This window comes from Streptomyces sp. NPDC102467, from assembly GCF_044765445.1.
Classification (GTDB): Bacteria; Actinomycetota; Actinomycetes; order Streptomycetales; family Streptomycetaceae; genus Streptomyces.
On the sequence record NZ_JBIWKA010000010.1, the window covers coordinates 283,584 to 298,733 of the forward strand.

Here is a 15,150-nt window from a genome sequence, read left to right on the forward strand (position 1 = left end):
CACGAACGGGTTCACGAAGGGGTTCACGAACATGAACCACGGTCAGCGATCCGAACGAAATGCGTGTCACCCACCTTGACGGGCCCCGCTCGCCCCCTCCATGCTCCGATTCATCGGATGTCTCACGGATCGGAGTGACCCGTTGACGCCCCAACTCCCCCTACGAGCAACACTGTTGACCCTGGGAGCGGTCCTCACCGCAGCACTGTGCACCGCCCCGCCCGCAGCCCAGGCGGCCTCCTCCGCCGACCCGCCGGCGTCGGCCGCCCCCTCCTCACACACCCCCACCGCGACCGTCGCGCTCGATCCGGCTACGGGCAGGCCCACGCTCGCCGTCAGCCGGAACGGCGTGCAGGTCGTCACCCCGTCCCCGGTCGGCCTGATCACCGAACACGCCGACCTGAGCGCCGACTTGAAGCTCACCGGCCGCGACAGCCGAACAGTCGACGAGACGTACCGCACCACCACGGGCAAGGCACGCGTCCGCCACGTGCACGCCCGCGAGACCACGTACCACCTGCGGGCGAAGAGCGCCGCAGGCACCCGGCTCGACCTGGTGGTCCGGGAAACATCGGATGGCATCGCCTACCGCTACCGGCTCCCCGGCGCCACCACGGCGGCGACCGGCAACGTTCTGCGTGAGGCCTCGTCCTTCACGTTCCCCGCGGACACGGACGCCTGGCTCGGCGTGTACCGCCAGGACAACGAGAACGCCTTCAAGCAGTACACGGCGGCCGGGGCGCCCAGCGCCGACTACTCGATGCAGGGCCTGTTCCGTACCGGGTCCACCTATGCGCTGATCGCCGAATCCGACCTCTCCGGAAGCTACGCGGGCGCCCGCCTCACGCACACCGCGGGCTCGTCGTCGTACGGCGTGGGACTGTGGAACAACGAACCGGTGCAGGTCACCGCGGGCAAGCAGCTCGCCACCCCCTGGCGCGCGATCATCACCGGCTCCCTCGCGACGGTCACCGAGTCGACGATGATCGACGACCTGGCACCGGCCTCCCGCGTCAAGGACACCTCCTGGATCAAGCCGGGTCCTGCCCTGTGGACCTGGCTCGCCGGCGGCAAGGAGGCGGGCCAGAGCCTGGCGGCGCAGGAGAAGTACGTCGACTACGCGGCCGAGCGCGGCTGGCCCTACGAGGTCGTCGACGCGGGCTGGTACTACCTGCCCGGCCAGTGGGAGGTGATCGACCCCGAGTGGCAGACCCGCAACTGGATGCCCGAGCTGGTCGGTCACGCACGTGAACGTGGCGTCGGCATCCAGGTCTGGCTGCACTACACGCTGCTCACCGACCCGGTCGAGCGCGAGAAGTGGCTCTCCACGCTGGAGCGTTGGGGCGTCAAGGGCGTGAAGATCGACTTCATGGACTCGGAGTCGCAGACCCGCTTCAAGTGGTACGACGACATCCTGCGGGCGACGGCGAAGCACCACCTCATGGTCAACTTCCACGGCTCCACCATCCCCAAGGGCGTGCAGCGCACCTGGCCGCAGGTGATGACGATGGAGGGCGTCGGCGGTGAGGAGAAGCGCACCAACACCGCCGAGCACCTCGCCGTGCTCCCCTTCACCCGCAACGCGATCGGCTCCATGGACTTCACGCCGGGCGCCTTCCACCGCCCCTACCGCCCGAACGTGAACTCCGACGCGGGCGAGTTGGGCCTGAGCGTGCTGTACGAGTCAGGCATCACCAACCTCGCGGGCACCCCCGAGTCGTACGACCAACGGCCCGTCGCCCGCGGCTACTTGGAGCAGCTGCCGCGCGCCTGGGACGCCACGAAGCTGCTCGTCGGCGACCCGGGCAAGGCGGCCGTGCTGGCGCGCGAGGCGGCCGGGCGGTGGTTCATCGGCGGTACGTTCGCGGGCGCGGCCCGCACCGTCGACGTACCCCTGCGGCTCGGCGCCGGCCGCTGGCTGGTGGAGACGGTCACGGACGGCCCGTCGGGCCTGGTGCGCACCCCGCGCGTGGTCGGCGGCACGGACACGCTCTCCGTACCCGTGGTGGCCGACGGCGGCTTCGCGGCGCTCGCCTGCCGCTGGCACCCCGGACGCACCACCTGCGACCGCTGAACTCTCCGATCCAGTAAGGAAGTTGCTGATCTGCTGAGCACACAGCACCGCCCTCGGCCGGGGTGGGGCCCATTGGCCGAGGGCGGTCGCTCAGGGGTGGGCGGCGGCGCCCACCGGGTCGGGCATCAGCCCATGTGCGGGTACGGGTAGTCCGTCGGCGGGACCAGCGTCTCCTTGATGGCGCGGGTCAGCGTCCAGCGCATCAGGTTCTGCGGGGCGCCGGCCTTGTCGTTGGTGCCGGACGCGCGGCCGCCGCCGAAGGGCTGCTGGCCGACGACGGCGCCGGTCGACTTGTCGTTGATGTAGAAGTTGCCCGCGGCGTAGCGGAGCTTCTCCATCGTGTGGGCCGCGGCGGCGCGGTCGTTGGCGATGACCGAGCCGGTCAGCGCGTAGTCCGACGCCGACTCCATCTGCTCCAGCATGGCGTCGTACTGGTCGTCCTCATAGACGTGCACGGCGAGGAACGGACCGAAGTACTCGGTCGTGAAGACCTCGTTGGCCGGGTCCGTGCACTCGACGACCGTCGGACGCACGAAGTAGCCGACGGAGTCGTCGTACGTGCCGCCCGCGACGATCGTGCAGGTGTCGTCCGACTTCGCGCGGTCGATCGCGGCCTTGTTCTTGGCGAAGGAGCGCTCGTCGATGACGGCGCCGATGAAGTTCGACAGGTCGGTGACGTCACCCATGGTGATGCCGTCGACCTCGGCCGCGAACTCCTCCTTGAACCCGTCGTTCCAGATCGACGCCGGGATGTAGGCGCGCGAGGACGCGGAGCACTTCTGGCCCTGGTACTCGAAGGAACCGCGGGTCAGGGCCGTCTTGAGGACGGCACGGTCGGCGCTCGGGTGGGCGACGACGAAGTCCTTGCCGCCCGTCTCGCCGACGAGGCGCGGGTACGTGCGGTACTTCTCGATGTTGTTGCCGACCGTCTTCCACAGGTGCTGGAAGGTCTTGGTCGAGCCGGTGAAGTGGATGCCGGCCAGGTCGCGGTGGTTCAGGGCCACCTCGGAGACGGCGAGACCGTCACCCGTCACCAGGTTGATGACGCCCTTGGGGAGACCGGCCTCCTCCAGAAGCTTGAGGAGCAGGACGGCAGCGTGCGTCTGCGTCGGGGACGGCTTCCAGACCACCACGTTGCCCATGAGGGCGGGGGCGGTCGGCAGGTTGCCCGCGATGGCCGTGAAGTTGAACGGCGTGATCGCGTAGACGAAGCCCTCCAGCGGGCGGTGGTCCATGCGGTTCCACACGCCGGTGGAGTTGGCCGGCGGCTGCTCGGCGAGCAGGTTGCGGGCGTAGTGGACGTTGAAGCGCCAGAAGTCGACGAGCTCGCAGGGAGTGTCGATCTCGGCCTGCTGCGCGGTCTTCGACTGGCCCAGCATGGTCGAGGCGGCCAGCGTCTCGCGCCACGTGGTGGAGAGCAGCTCGGCGGCGCGCAGGATGATCGCGGCGCGGTCGTCGAACGCCATCGCGCGCCAGGCCGGGGCGGCGGCCAGGGCGGCGTCGACCGCGTCCTGGGCGTCCTGCGCGGTGGCGTTGGCGTACGTACCGATGACGGCCTTGTGATTGTGCGGCTGCACGACGTCGAAGCGCTCGCCGCCGCCCATCCGACGCACGCCGCCGATGGTGCAGGTCAGCTCGATCGGGTTGTCGGCCAGCTCCTTGAGCTTGGCCTCCAGGCGGGCGCGCTCGGGCGAACCGGGGGCGTAGCCGTGCACCGGCTCATTGACCGGGGCGGGGACCTGGGTCACGGCGTCCAGCGTCATGGGTCCGTATCTCCTTCGGGGGGTCGGGGAGTTATCGGGAAGCAGTGGGGGCCTGCGAGGGGGCCGGAAAGAAAGTGGCTCAGCCCTTGGTGAGGATCGAGCGGGCGAAGAAGAGCAGGTTGGCCGGCTTCTCCGCGAGGCGGCGCATGAAGTATCCGTACCAGTCGGTGCCGTACGCGGTGTAGACACGCATCCGGTGTCCTTCCGCGGCGAGCCGCAGGTGCTCGTCGCTGCGGATGCCGTACAGCATCTGGAACTCGTACTCGTCCAGCTTGCGCCCTGCGGTCCTGGCGAGCTCCTGCGCGATGGAGATCAGGCGGGGGTCGTGGGACCCGATCATCGGGTACCCGGAGCCCTCCATGAGGACGCGCATGATCCGCACGTACGCCTTGTCGGTCTCGGCCTTGTCCTGGTACGCGACCTCGGCGGGCTCCTTGTAGGCGCCCTTCACGATGCGGACGCGGCTGCCGGCGGCGGCGAGGCGGCGGGCGTCGTCCTCGGTGCGGAAGAGGTAGGCCTGGATGACACAGCCCGTCTGCGGGAAGTCCTTCCGCAGCTCCTCGTGGATGGCGAACATCGAGTCGAGGGTGGTGTGGTCCTCGGCGTCCAGGGTGACCGTGGTGCCGATGGCGGCGGCGGCGATAACGACCTGGCGGACGTTGGCGAGGGCCAGCTCGTGGCCGCCCTCCAGGGCCTGGCCGAACATGGACAGCTTCACGGACATCTCGGCCCTGGCGCCCAGGCCCAGCTCCTTGAGGCGGCCGATGAGCTCCAGGTAGGCGTCGCGGGCGGCGTGCGACTGCTCGACGGTGGTGATGTCCTCACCGACGACGTCGAGGGTGACTTCGAGGCCCTTCGCGGTGGCGTCCTGGATGACCGGCACGACCTGGTCGACGTTCTCACCGGCGATGAACCGGTCGACGACCTGCTTGGTGCCCGGCGCCGCCGACACGAACGAACGCATCTTGTCGCTGCGCGACGCGGCGAGGATCAGGGGAGCCAGCACGGGGCACCTCCATGGAGCATGAGTACGGAGAGGCCGAATCACCGCAAAGCGGGAACGGCACGGGGAACCACCGTGAAATCTATGGATCCCTCCGATGCTGTGCCATCGACAGCTGTCACGCATCTGTGGTCGCCACCTCAGACACATGTATGAAGAGACACGGAAGGGACGCGTGAGGTGCGCGAGAATGGCGGGGTGAAAGGCGACTACCAGGAACTGGTCGACGAGATCTCGGCGCTGCTCGGCGCGCCCGCGACCTTGGAGAATCGTGACTTCAGGCTGATCGCCTTCGGAGCGCAGCTCAGCGACGGGGACGCCGACACCGACTTCGACGCCTCGGCCCTCGACCCGGTCCGCACCCGCTCGATCCTCACGCGCGGCTCCACGCCGGCCGTTCGCGCCTGGTTCGAGGGCTTCGGCATCGCCCGCGCCACGGAACCGGTCCGCATCCCGGCGACGCCGGAGGCCGGGGTCTACCGAGGCCGTGTCTGCCTTCCCGTACGGCACCGGGGCATCGTCCTCGGTTACGTATGGCTGCTCGACGACGACCCGGGGCCGACCCGGGACCAGCTGGACGCGGCGATGGAGGTGGCCGGGCGGATCGGCGCGCAGCTGGCGGACGAGGCGCAGGCGGGCGCCGACCTCACCCGCGAGTTCCACTCCGTCCTGACCGCCGAGCGCGGCTGGCAGCGGGACATGGCGGTGGCCGCGCTGCGCACGGCACTCGGCAGCCGCGCGGAAGGGCTGCACACGGTGGTCTGCGTCGCGCCCTGGCCTTCCCCAAGCTCTCGGCTGCGCTCGAGCAGGGGGTACCCCCATGCCGAACCGGACGACGCCCCGTCCGTGCGTACGCTTCCCGCCGCCGACGCGCTGTGCACGGTGCCCTGGGGTGTGACGGGCCAGTGCCTGGCGCTGCTGGTGCGGCTCCGTTCGGCGGAGGTGCTCACCCCCGCGCTCACGGCGGCGGCGAAGCTGCGGGCGCGGGCCGGTTCGGACGCGGTGGCGGCGGGCATCGGCGCGCCCCGCACGGATCTCGCCGAGCTCGCCGCCGCCTGGCACGAGGCGACGGCCGCGGCCCGCACAGCCCTGGCCAACCCGCGCCTCGGCCCGGACACCCAGTGGTCGGCGATCGGCCCGTACCGGCTGCTCACGGCGCTGCCCGCGGAGGCCGCCCACGACCCGGCGGTGACCCCGCTGCTCGCCCCCGCGCACCGCCAACTCGCGCACACCGCCGAGGTGTTCCTCGACTGCGCGGGCCAGGCGGGCCGCACGGCCGCGGCCCTGGGCATCCACCGCCAGACCCTCTACTACCGCCTCTCCCGCGTCGAACAACTCACCGGCCTCGACCTGGACGAGGGCGAGGACCGGCTGCTGCTGCACATGGGGCTCAAGGCTGCGCGGCTCTGAGTCCTTCTAGGTTCCGCATTTCAATTCCTTCGGAATTACGGTGGCCGCGTACCCCCCGTTGGCGCTGCTGCCGTCAGTCGGACTGATCAACCGTTCCGTGAAACGGCAGCGCTCATAAGCTGCCACATTTTAAGGCGCCGGTGTCGGCATTCATCAAGAGCCTCGGGCTGCGGCCGATGGACACCGGCGCCCTGGAAATGGCGCGCTGGCTGGAGGGAACGGGCCTGGTGATGATGGGCCTGGGCCGCCATGGCGCGGGGAGCTTCAACTTCACCCTCGGCGTCAACACTTCCGCCTGAGCACGCCCCCCACCACTTCTCGCCCCACATCAATCACAAGGACCAGCAGCATGCGCGTTCTCGTCACTGGCGGGACCGGCCATTCCGGTTCGTACATCGTCCCCGAGCTCATCGCCGCCGGGCACGAGGTCACCGGCCTGGCCCGATCGGCCACGGCCGCGGCGGCGCTGTCCGCGCTCGGCGCGAAGGTGCGCCGCGGCGACCTCGAGGATCTCGACGGGCTCAAGGAGGCGGCCGCGGACTCCGACGGCGTCGTCCACGTCGCGAACCGGCAGGACCTGCTTCCCTCCGGCGGGATCGACGCCGTGGCCGCCGCGGAACTTCCGATCGTGCTCGCGTACGGCGAGGCACTCGAAGGAACCGGAAAGCCGCTGGTCGCGGCGGGGAGCATGGCATCCCCGCTGTTCGGGAGCTTGGGCCGACCGGCCACCTAGGATGACCCAGCCCTTCCCAGCGGCGATGAGCACAAGGGCACCCCGCGCGTTCGTAACGTCGTGGAACTCGCCGTGATCGGCCTCGCCGAGCGGGGAGTGCGCTCTTCGATCGTGCGGTTTCCCACCATCCTGCACAGCACGACCGACCGTACCGGCTTCCTCCCCGGGCTGATCGCGCTCGCGAAGGACAAGGGCGTCGTCGGCTACCAACGAAGTGGTCCTGGCGGTGACCGTTGTACTCGTAGGAGCCGCGGTCCGCCGTGGGGCCGAGGGCGTCGCGCAGGACGCGCAGCCGCTCGGCGTAGGGCGGACCCCCTTCACCGAGCCGGACGTAGACGTGGTCTCGCGCGAGCCCGCGTCGAACCACGGGGCAAGATCCGGTTCGATGTCGAGGATCTCGCTGGAGAGGCGGCGGGAGGTCCATCCGTCGAGGAACTCGGCGGCTCCGCAGGGGAAGTGCTCGTAGTCGTCGTCGCGCGACCACACGACCACGGACCAGAACTCGGGCGCCCCCTCGGTCAGCCAGCACACGTGTCCCCCGCTGTCGGTCACCGCCCAGGCGAGCAGGCCGCCCGGCTCCGGAAAGAGGGGGTACGGGTAGTCCTCGGGCGCGCTCGCCCGCAGCGGGCCGTAGTCCTCGGCGAGGTCCGCCGCGAGCCGGGCCGGGTTGGTGTCGCCGAACGGGGTGCACAGACACAGCTCGTCCCAGAAGTCGCCGCGGCCGTAGGTCTCCACCAGCCGTTTGTAGTCGTCCGGCAGCCGGGTACCCAGCGTCCGCTCCGCGGCGGCCCAGTCCCCCTGCCCGTCGACGGTTCCGGCCGGGGGTGGCAGGCGTTCGATCAGGCGGTCCACCGGGCCGTGGTTCTCGGGCACGCGCCTACTCCGCCTTCCGGGCGGACGCCATCAACTGCCGCAAGCCTTCGGTGAGTTCGTCGGCGCTCGGGGAGTACTCCGCGTCGAAGGTGTGCTGGGCGATCAGCCCCAGCACCAGTACCGAGAAGAACTTGCCGAGGGTGTCCACGCTCGGGTCGTCCGCGGGCGGCTCCTCGCCGCCCATGATCATGCCGATGAAGCCGCGGCCCGCCTCGCGCTGAGCCGCCGCCAAGTACTCGCGTACGACGGGGAGCTTGTCCCCCATCGTCACGAGCTCGATGCTCAGATGCCAGATGGAGCCGGGTTTGCCGAGGCTGTCGGTGATGCCCGCCACGACGGCGCGGAAACGCTCCAACGAGCCGTCGGCGCCCGGCAGTTCCTGCGGTACACCCCATTCGTCCGACGCCCCCTCGGCGAGCGCCACGTAGGCCTGCGCGAGCAGCGTGTCCTTCGAGCCGTAGTGGTAGCCGATGGACGCCAGGTTCGTCCCCGACTCCTTGACGATGTCGCGCGCCGTCGTGCGCACGAACCCCTTCTCCAGCAGGCAGCGCTTGGCGCCTTCGAGCAGATCCTCGCGATGTCCCATGCCCTCACCCTACCCAGGATCCAGACGTTTGTCTTAGACGACCGTACTAGACAAGTGTTTAAGACGCTCGTACAGTTCCTGCCATGACGAACCCGACGCACGACACCGCGCCCCCCAACTCCCTTGCGGGGCGCCGTGAATGGACCGCCCTCGGCGTGCTGATGCTGCCGCTGCTGCTGGTCTCGATGGACGTCTCGGTCCTCTACTTCGCGATCCCCGCGATCAGCGCGGACCTGGCGCCGAGCGGCACCCAGCAGCTGTGGATCTTCGACATCTACGCGTTCGTGCTCGCGGGCCTGCTGATGACGATGGGCTCGCTCGGCGACCGGATCGGCCGCCGCAAGCTGCTCCTGCTCGGCGCCGCCGCCTTCGGCACCGCCTCCGTCCTGGCCGCCTACGCGAACAGCGCCGAGACGCTCATCGCCGCCCGCGCGCTCCTCGGGGTCGGTGGCGCGACCCTCATGCCGTCCACCATGGCGATCATTCGCACGATGTTCACCGACCCCGGCCAGCGCGCGAAGGCGATCGGCATGTGGTCGGGCGTCATGACCGGCGGCATCGCGCTCGGTTCGGTGATGAGCGGAGTCCTCGTCGAGTACTTCTGGTGGGGCTCGGTCTTCCTCGTGAACCTGCCCGCGATGGTGCTGCTCCTGGTCCTCGGCCCCTTCCTGCTGCCGGAGTCCAGGAACCCGGAGCCCGGCCGCTTCGACCTGCTCAGCGTGCCGCTGTCGCTCGCGGGCGTGCTGCCGGTGATCTACGGAATCAAGGAGATCCCGTCCGAGGGCTGGAACGTGCGCTACGTCGTCTCGATCACCGTGGGCCTGCTCTTCGCCGCCCTGTTCGTGCACCGGCAGCGCACCACGAAGTCGCCGCTGATCTCCCCCGCCCTGTTCCGCGGCCGGGGATTCGCCCCCGCCGTCGTCCTGAACCTCGTCTCCTCCTTCGCGATGATGGGCTCGGCGTTCTTCACCACGCAGTACCTCCAGTCCGTCCTCGGCAAGAGCTCCATGGCGGCCGCGCTCTGGGCGCTGCTCCCCACGGTCCTGGTCGGGGTGGCCGCGCCCGTCTCGGCGCAACTCGTCGCGAAGGGCGTGCACCGTGCCCATGTCGTCGCCGCCGGCTTCGCCCTCGGTGCCTGCGGATACGCCCTGCTGGCCTTCGCCGGCACCGACTCGCTCTGGCTCGTCCTGGCCGGCGCCGGGGTCCTCGCCTCCGGGATCGTCACCGTGATGTCCCAGATGATGGACCTGGCGCTCGGCACCGTCCCGGTCGCCCACTCGGGCTCCGCCGCGTCCCTCCTGGAGACGGGCGCCGAGTTCGGCGGCGCCCTCGGCATGGCGGTCCTGGGCTCCATCGGCACGGCGGTCTACCGCCACGGCATCCCCGACGGCGCCCCGGCCGCGGCCCACGAGACCCTGGGCGGCGCGCTCGCGGTCGCCGGACAGCTGCCGGGCGACGCGGGCCGGGCCCTGACGGCCGCCGCACGGGAGGCCTTCACCCACGGCATGCAGGCGGCGGCGATCGCGGGAACGGTCCTGCTGCTGGCAGCCGCCGTCCTCGCCGCGGTGACCCTGCGCAAAGTGGCGGTGCGCGACCCCGCGACGGCAGCCGCCCCCGAGCAGGCGGTCTCCGACGCGACGACGGTCTGACACGCGTCCGCCGGGCCCCGCTCACCAGGGGCCCGGACCACGGGCGTTCCCGACGGAACGTGCCAGGATGAGCCCGTGGCACAGACATTCGATACGCCGTTCATCGGCCGGGCGGACGAACTCGCCCGGCTCACCGGCGTGCTGGAGCGCGCCGCGGCCGGCGACCCCCGCGCCGTCCTGCTGGCCGGGGACGCCGGCGTCGGCAAGACCCGCATGCTCACCGAGGCCGCGGCACACGCCGCCGCCACCGGCACGACCGTCCTGACCGGCCACTGCGTGGACCTCGGGGACGTGGGCCTGCCCTACCTCCCGTTCACGGAGATCCTCGGCGCGGCCGCCGACGACGAACGGCTCGCCCCGGCCTTCGCCGGGCATCCCGCCGTGGACCGCCTGCTCGGCAGGGGCTCGGGAAGCGGGCCGGCGCCCGACCCCGGCAGCCGCCTCCAGCTCTTCGAGGGCGTCGCGGGACTCCTCGCCGACCTCACCGTCCTGGCCCCGCTCCTGCTGGTCATCGAAGACCTCCACTGGGCCGACCAGTCCTCCCGCGACCTGCTCCGCTTCCTGCTCAGCCGGGGCGTCCTGCAGCGGCCCGCACCCGGCGGCCCGCCCCACCGCCTCGCGGTCCTCGCCTCGTACCGCGCGGACGACCTGCACCGCCGCCACCCCCTGCGGCCGCTGCTCGCCGAGCTGGTCAGGCTGCCCGCCGTCGACCGCCTCGAACTGCGCCCGCTGCCCGACGCGGACGTGGCCCGGCTCGTCCGCGCGCAGCGCACCGAGCCCGTCCCCGACAGCACGGTCCGCCACATCGTCGACCGCGCCGAGGGAAACGCCTTCTACGCCGAGGAGTTGCTCGCCGCGCTGCCCGGCGACGAGAGCCCCGGCTCCCCCGCCATGCCCAGCGGCCTGGCGGACGTCCTGCTCATCCGGATCGAGCAGCTGACCGAGACCGCCCAGCAGGTCCTGCGCACGGCCGCCGTCGCGGGCCGCCGGGTCGGGCACGACCTGCTGCGGGACGCCGTACAACTGCCGGAGGAGGAGCTGGAGTCGGCGCTGCGCGAAGCGGTCGGGCGCCAGCTGCTGCTGCCGGGCGACGACGCCACGTACTCGTTCCGGCACGCCCTCACCCGCGAGGCCGTGTACACGGATCTGCTGCCCGGCGAGCGGGTCCGGCTGCACGGAGTCTTCGCCCGGCTCCTCGCCGGAGCGGGCCGCTCGGAGAAGAACGCGGCGGAGCGCGCCCATCACTCGCGCGAGAGCCATGACCTGGCCGACGCGCTGGCCGCCTCCCTCGAAGCCGCCGACCACGCCCAGCGCGTCCGCGCGCCCGCCGAAGAGCTGCGCCACCTGGAGACCGCACTCGAACTGTGGGCCGTGGTCGACGCGTCCGCACTCCCGGAGCACAGCGACACGGTCACCCTCACGCTGCGCGCCTCGGCCGCCGCCGCCCGCGCAGGCGAGCCCCATCGCGCGGTCCAGCTCACCCGCTCCGCGCTCGCGCGGGCCGGCTCGGACGCCGACTCCGAACTCGCCGCCCGGGTGCGCTACACCCTCGCGGGCAACCTGATGCGGATCGACAACCTGGAGGCCGCGTTCACGTACAGCAGCGAGGCGCTCGCGCTGATCCCGGCCGAACCGCCCTCGTACACCTGGGTGTGGGCGGCCGCGACCCATGTCATGGCCGCGCGGTACGTGGGGCGCGACGAGGACGCCGAGCGGGTCGCCCGGCAGGCGCTCGCCATCGCCGAGCGGCTTCGACTGGCCGACGCCCAGGCCGACTTGATGATCTCGCTGGTCGGCCTGGAAGCGCACAACCGGCGTACGGCGCAGGGCAGGGAACAGCTGCTGCGGGCCCGCGAGCTGGCCCGCACAGCCGGAAACCTCCCGGTGGAGATGCGGGCTCTCTACAACCTCGCCATCGGCTGTTACGAGGCAGGCGCCCTGGACGCGTGCCTGGGCTGGATCGCCGACGGCCTCGACCGCGCCCGCCGCGCCGGGCTCCTCTCCTCGCCGTACTCCCTGGAACTGCGCTACCTGCAGTCCGTACTCCTCTACACGCTCGGCCGCTGGGACGAGTGCACCCGGGCGGCCGCCGCCGACGCCCAACTGCTCACGGCCGCAGGCGGGTTCACCACCGCGCCCGCGCTGTACGTGGCCCTGGCCCGCGGTGAGTTCGACGCGGCCGTCGCCGGGGCCCGCGCGCTGATCGACGGCCCGGCCGACTGGATGGCGGCGCTCGTCGCGAGCGTCGTGCTGACCGACGCGGCGGCGCTGCGCGGCGACGCCGAGGAATGCGTACGCCGGATGCGGGCCTCCGTGGAACGGCTCGTGGAGGGCGCCGGCTCCGAGCGGCCCGACGCCTTGGTGCGGCTCGCCGCGCTGACCCTGGCAGCGGTCGCGGACGCGGCGGAGGAGGCCCGTCTGTCCGGCGATGCGGCAGGCGCCGCCCGCTGGGCGAAGATCGCCACCGAGCTGGTGGAACTGGCCCGGAGCACGGCGGCCCACGGCGAGGACGGCACCCGGCAGGGGCCCGAGGGCCTGGCCTGGCTGGCCCGCGCCGAGGCCGAAGGAGTGCGTGCCGCCACCGGCCCGGACGTCGAGGCCTGGAAGCGGGCCGTGACGGCGTCCGGCTACGGCGAGCCGTACGAGCTGGCCCGGTGCCAGCGGCGGCTCGCGGAGGCCCTGCTCACCGCCGACCGCCGCGAGGAGGCCGCCGAGCAGGCACGCGCGGCCCGGTCCACCGCGGTGCTGCTCGGCGCCGTGCCGCTGCGCGAGGCCCTGGACGCCCTGATCCGGCGGGGCCGCCTCGCCGACGCACCGGCCGCCGGGCTGATCGCCGCCCTGACCGCCCGGGAGAGCGACGTGCTGCGGCTGCTCGGCCGGGGACGTACCAACCGTCAGATCGGCGAGGAGCTGTTCATCAGCGGCAAGACGGCGAGCGTCCACGTCTCGAACATCCTCGCCAAGCTGGGCGCCGCGAGCCGCACCGAGGCCGTCGGCATCGCCTACCGCGAGGGCCTGATCGAGCCGGAGACCAGCGCGCCCGGCTGAGAGCCTGCCGCCGCATGCGCGAGGGCCGGGCCACCTGTAGGTGACCCGGCCCTCGCACTGCTACAGAAGCACCTCAGACGAGGTTGACGGAGCGCGCCGACGTCGCGCCGATCTCCGCGGCGACCTCGGTGAGAACGCTCTGCGGGACCGAGTCGTCGACGGTCAGCACGGCGAGGGCTTCGCCGCCCACGTCGGCGCGGGCGACCTGCATGCCGCCGATGTTGATCCCGGACTCGCCGAGGACGCGGCCCACGGTGCCGACGACGCCGGGACGGTCCTCGTAGCGCAGGACGACCATGTGGTCGGCGAGCGCCAGGTCCACGTCGTACTCGCCGACGGCGACGATCTTCTGCAGGTGCTTGGGGCCGGCGAGCGTACCGGAGACCGAGACCTCCTGGCCGTCGCTGAGGGTGCCGCGCACCGTGACCACGTTGCGGTGGTCGGGCGACTCGGAGCTCGTGGTCAGCCGGACCTCGACGCCCCGCTCCTGCGCGAACAGCGGAGCGTTCACGTAGGACACCGTCTCGTCGACGACGTCCTCGAACACGCCCTTCAGCGCGGAGAGTTCGAGCACCTTCACGTCGTGCTGGGTGATCTCGCCGTACACCTCGACGTCGAGGCGGACCGCGACCTCGCCCGCGAGCGCGGTGAAGATCCGGCCGAGGCGCTCGGCCAGCGGCAGGCCCGGCTTGACGTCCTCGGCGATGACGCCGCCCTGGACGTTCACCGCGTCCGGGACCAGCTCACCGGCGAGCGCGAGGCGCACCGACTTGGCGACGGCGATGCCCGCCTTCTCCTGCGCCTCGTCGGTCGAGGCGCCGAGGTGCGGGGTGCAGACGACCTGGTCGAACTGGAACAGCGGGGAGTCCGTGCAGGGCTCCTTCGCGTACACGTCCAGGCCCGCGCCGGCGACGCGGCCCTCCTTGAGCGCCGAGTACAGCGCCTCCTCGTCGACGATCCCGCCGCGCGCGGCGTTCACGATGCGCACCGAAGGCTTGACCTTGTGCAGCGCGTCGTCGCCGATCAGGCCGATCGTCTCGGGGGTCTTGGGCAGGTGGACGGTGATGAAGTCGGAGACCTCGAGCAGCTCGTCGAGGGAGAGCACCTTCACACCCATCTGCGCGGCGCGCGCGGGCTGCACGTACGGGTCGTAGGCGACGACCTTCATGCCGAACGCGCTCATGCGCTGGGCGACGAGGGCACCGATGCGGCCCAGGCCCACGACGCCGAGGGTCTTCTCCGCGAGCTCGACGCCCGTGTACTTGCTGCGCTTCCACTCGCCGGCCTTGAGGGCCTGGCTGCCCTGCGGGATGTTGCGCGCGGTGGCGATGAGGAGACCGCAGGCCAGCTCGGCGGCGGTCACGATGTTCGACGTCGGCGCGTTGACGACCATCACGCCGGCCTTGGTGGCGGCGGAGACGTCCACGTTGTCCAGGCCGACGCCGGCTCGTGCGACGACCTTCAGCTTCTTCGCGGCGGCGACGGCCTCGGCGTCGACCTTGGTGGCCGAGCGGATCAGGATCGCGTCGACATCGGCGATGGCGGGCAGCAGCTCGGCGCGGTCCGCGCCGTTGCAGTGCCGGATCTCGAAGTCCGGGCCCAGCGCGTCGACGGTCGCGGGCGACAGCTCTTCAGCGATGAGTACGACGGGTTTGCCGTTGGCAGTGCTCACGTGAGTCCTCACAAGTCCCAATGCGGACGGCCGTCCCGACGGCCGCAAGCGGTGGAGGGTGGGTGCATGGCCGCGTGGAAGACGCACGACGCTGTGGGCCCGACGCGAATTTAGTTCAGCAGTGTAGTGGCGCCGGGGAGGCCGTCTTGCGCCTCCCTGGAAGGATCACTCGTCCGTGGCTGGACACCATGGACAACCATGTGGGCGAACCCATGGAGAGCGGGGGGGGGGGGGGGGGGGCGGGGGGCCGCCCCCCCCCCCCCGGGGGGGGGGGGGGGGGGGCCCCCCCGGGCGGGTGGGGGGGGTCCAGCGGGGGGGGGGGGGGGGGGGTGGTTGTTT

10 protein-coding genes and 1 pseudogene are annotated in these 15,150 nt (G+C 71.7%); 6 read left to right on the top strand and 5 right to left on the bottom strand.

The features are described 5' to 3' along the window. Window positions 1-100: 100 nt before the first annotated feature. Window positions 101-2,074 carry a glycoside hydrolase family 97 catalytic domain-containing protein gene (locus ACIREE_RS22715; protein WP_404154920.1) on the top strand — a complete coding sequence of 658 codons (1,974 nt, stop codon included), beginning with the start codon at window positions 101-103 and terminating at the stop codon, window positions 2,072-2,074. A 125-nt stretch (window positions 2,075-2,199) separates the two neighbouring features. On the opposite strand, the gene pruA is transcribed toward ACIREE_RS22715, so the two are convergent. Both pruA and ACIREE_RS22725 read right to left on the bottom strand, forming a co-directional pair. Then, window positions 2,200-3,831, bottom strand: coding sequence for an L-glutamate gamma-semialdehyde dehydrogenase (gene pruA / locus ACIREE_RS22720; RefSeq protein WP_404155176.1), 1,632 nt, complete (start codon window positions 3,829-3,831; stop codon window positions 2,200-2,202). 85 nt (window positions 3,832-3,916) lie between these two features. After that, window positions 3,917-4,843, bottom strand: coding sequence for a proline dehydrogenase family protein (locus tag ACIREE_RS22725; protein ID WP_404154923.1), 927 nt, complete (start codon window positions 4,841-4,843; stop codon window positions 3,917-3,919). A gap of 195 nt (window positions 4,844-5,038) precedes the next feature. Between ACIREE_RS22725 and ACIREE_RS22730 the strand changes: the two genes are divergently transcribed. The 3 genes from ACIREE_RS22730 (at window position 5,039) to ACIREE_RS22740 (ending at window position 6,983) form a co-directional block, all read left to right on the top strand. Beyond that, window positions 5,039-6,250, top strand: coding sequence for a PucR family transcriptional regulator (locus ACIREE_RS22730; RefSeq protein ID WP_404154926.1), 1,212 nt, complete (start codon window positions 5,039-5,041; stop codon window positions 6,248-6,250). Window positions 6,251-6,390: 140 nt separating this feature from the next. Next, complete coding sequence (locus tag ACIREE_RS22735; RefSeq protein WP_404154929.1) at window positions 6,391-6,549, top strand: hypothetical protein; 159 nt, start codon at window positions 6,391-6,393, stop codon at window positions 6,547-6,549. Window positions 6,550-6,599: 50 nt separating this feature from the next. After that, window positions 6,600-6,983 (top strand): NAD(P)H-binding protein, encoded by a 384-nt coding sequence (locus tag ACIREE_RS22740; RefSeq protein WP_404155179.1) that lies wholly within the window; start codon window positions 6,600-6,602, stop codon window positions 6,981-6,983. 513 nt (window positions 6,984-7,496) lie between these two features. On the opposite strand, the pseudogene ACIREE_RS22745 reads toward ACIREE_RS22740, so the two are convergent. Together ACIREE_RS22745 and ACIREE_RS22750 are read right to left on the bottom strand one after the other, a co-directional pair. Next, window positions 7,497-7,856: pseudogene (locus ACIREE_RS22745) on the bottom strand (SMI1/KNR4 family protein); the annotation flags it as partial. A 4-nt stretch (window positions 7,857-7,860) separates the two neighbouring features. Next, window positions 7,861-8,442, bottom strand: a complete 582-nt coding sequence (locus ACIREE_RS22750) for a TetR/AcrR family transcriptional regulator (protein ID WP_404154932.1) — start codon at window positions 8,440-8,442, stop codon at window positions 7,861-7,863. Window positions 8,443-8,525: 83 nt separating this feature from the next. On the opposite strand from ACIREE_RS22750, the gene ACIREE_RS22755 reads away from it, so the two are divergent. Next, the gene (locus tag ACIREE_RS22755) at window positions 8,526-10,091 is read left to right on the top strand and encodes an MFS transporter (protein WP_404154935.1); all 1,566 of its coding nucleotides are present in this window, start codon (window positions 8,526-8,528) and stop codon (window positions 10,089-10,091) included. Between the two features lie 75 nt (window positions 10,092-10,166). Next, window positions 10,167-13,139 carry a helix-turn-helix transcriptional regulator gene (locus ACIREE_RS22760; RefSeq protein ID WP_404154938.1) on the top strand — a complete coding sequence of 991 codons (2,973 nt, stop codon included), beginning with the start codon at window positions 10,167-10,169 and terminating at the stop codon, window positions 13,137-13,139. Window positions 13,140-13,212: 73 nt separating this feature from the next. Here the strand turns inward: ACIREE_RS22760 and serA are convergent, their stop codons facing one another. Continuing rightward, window positions 13,213-14,811 (bottom strand): phosphoglycerate dehydrogenase, encoded by a 1,599-nt coding sequence (gene serA, locus ACIREE_RS22765; protein ID WP_404154941.1) that lies wholly within the window; start codon window positions 14,809-14,811, stop codon window positions 13,213-13,215. Between the last annotated feature and the right edge of the window lie 339 nt (window positions 14,812-15,150).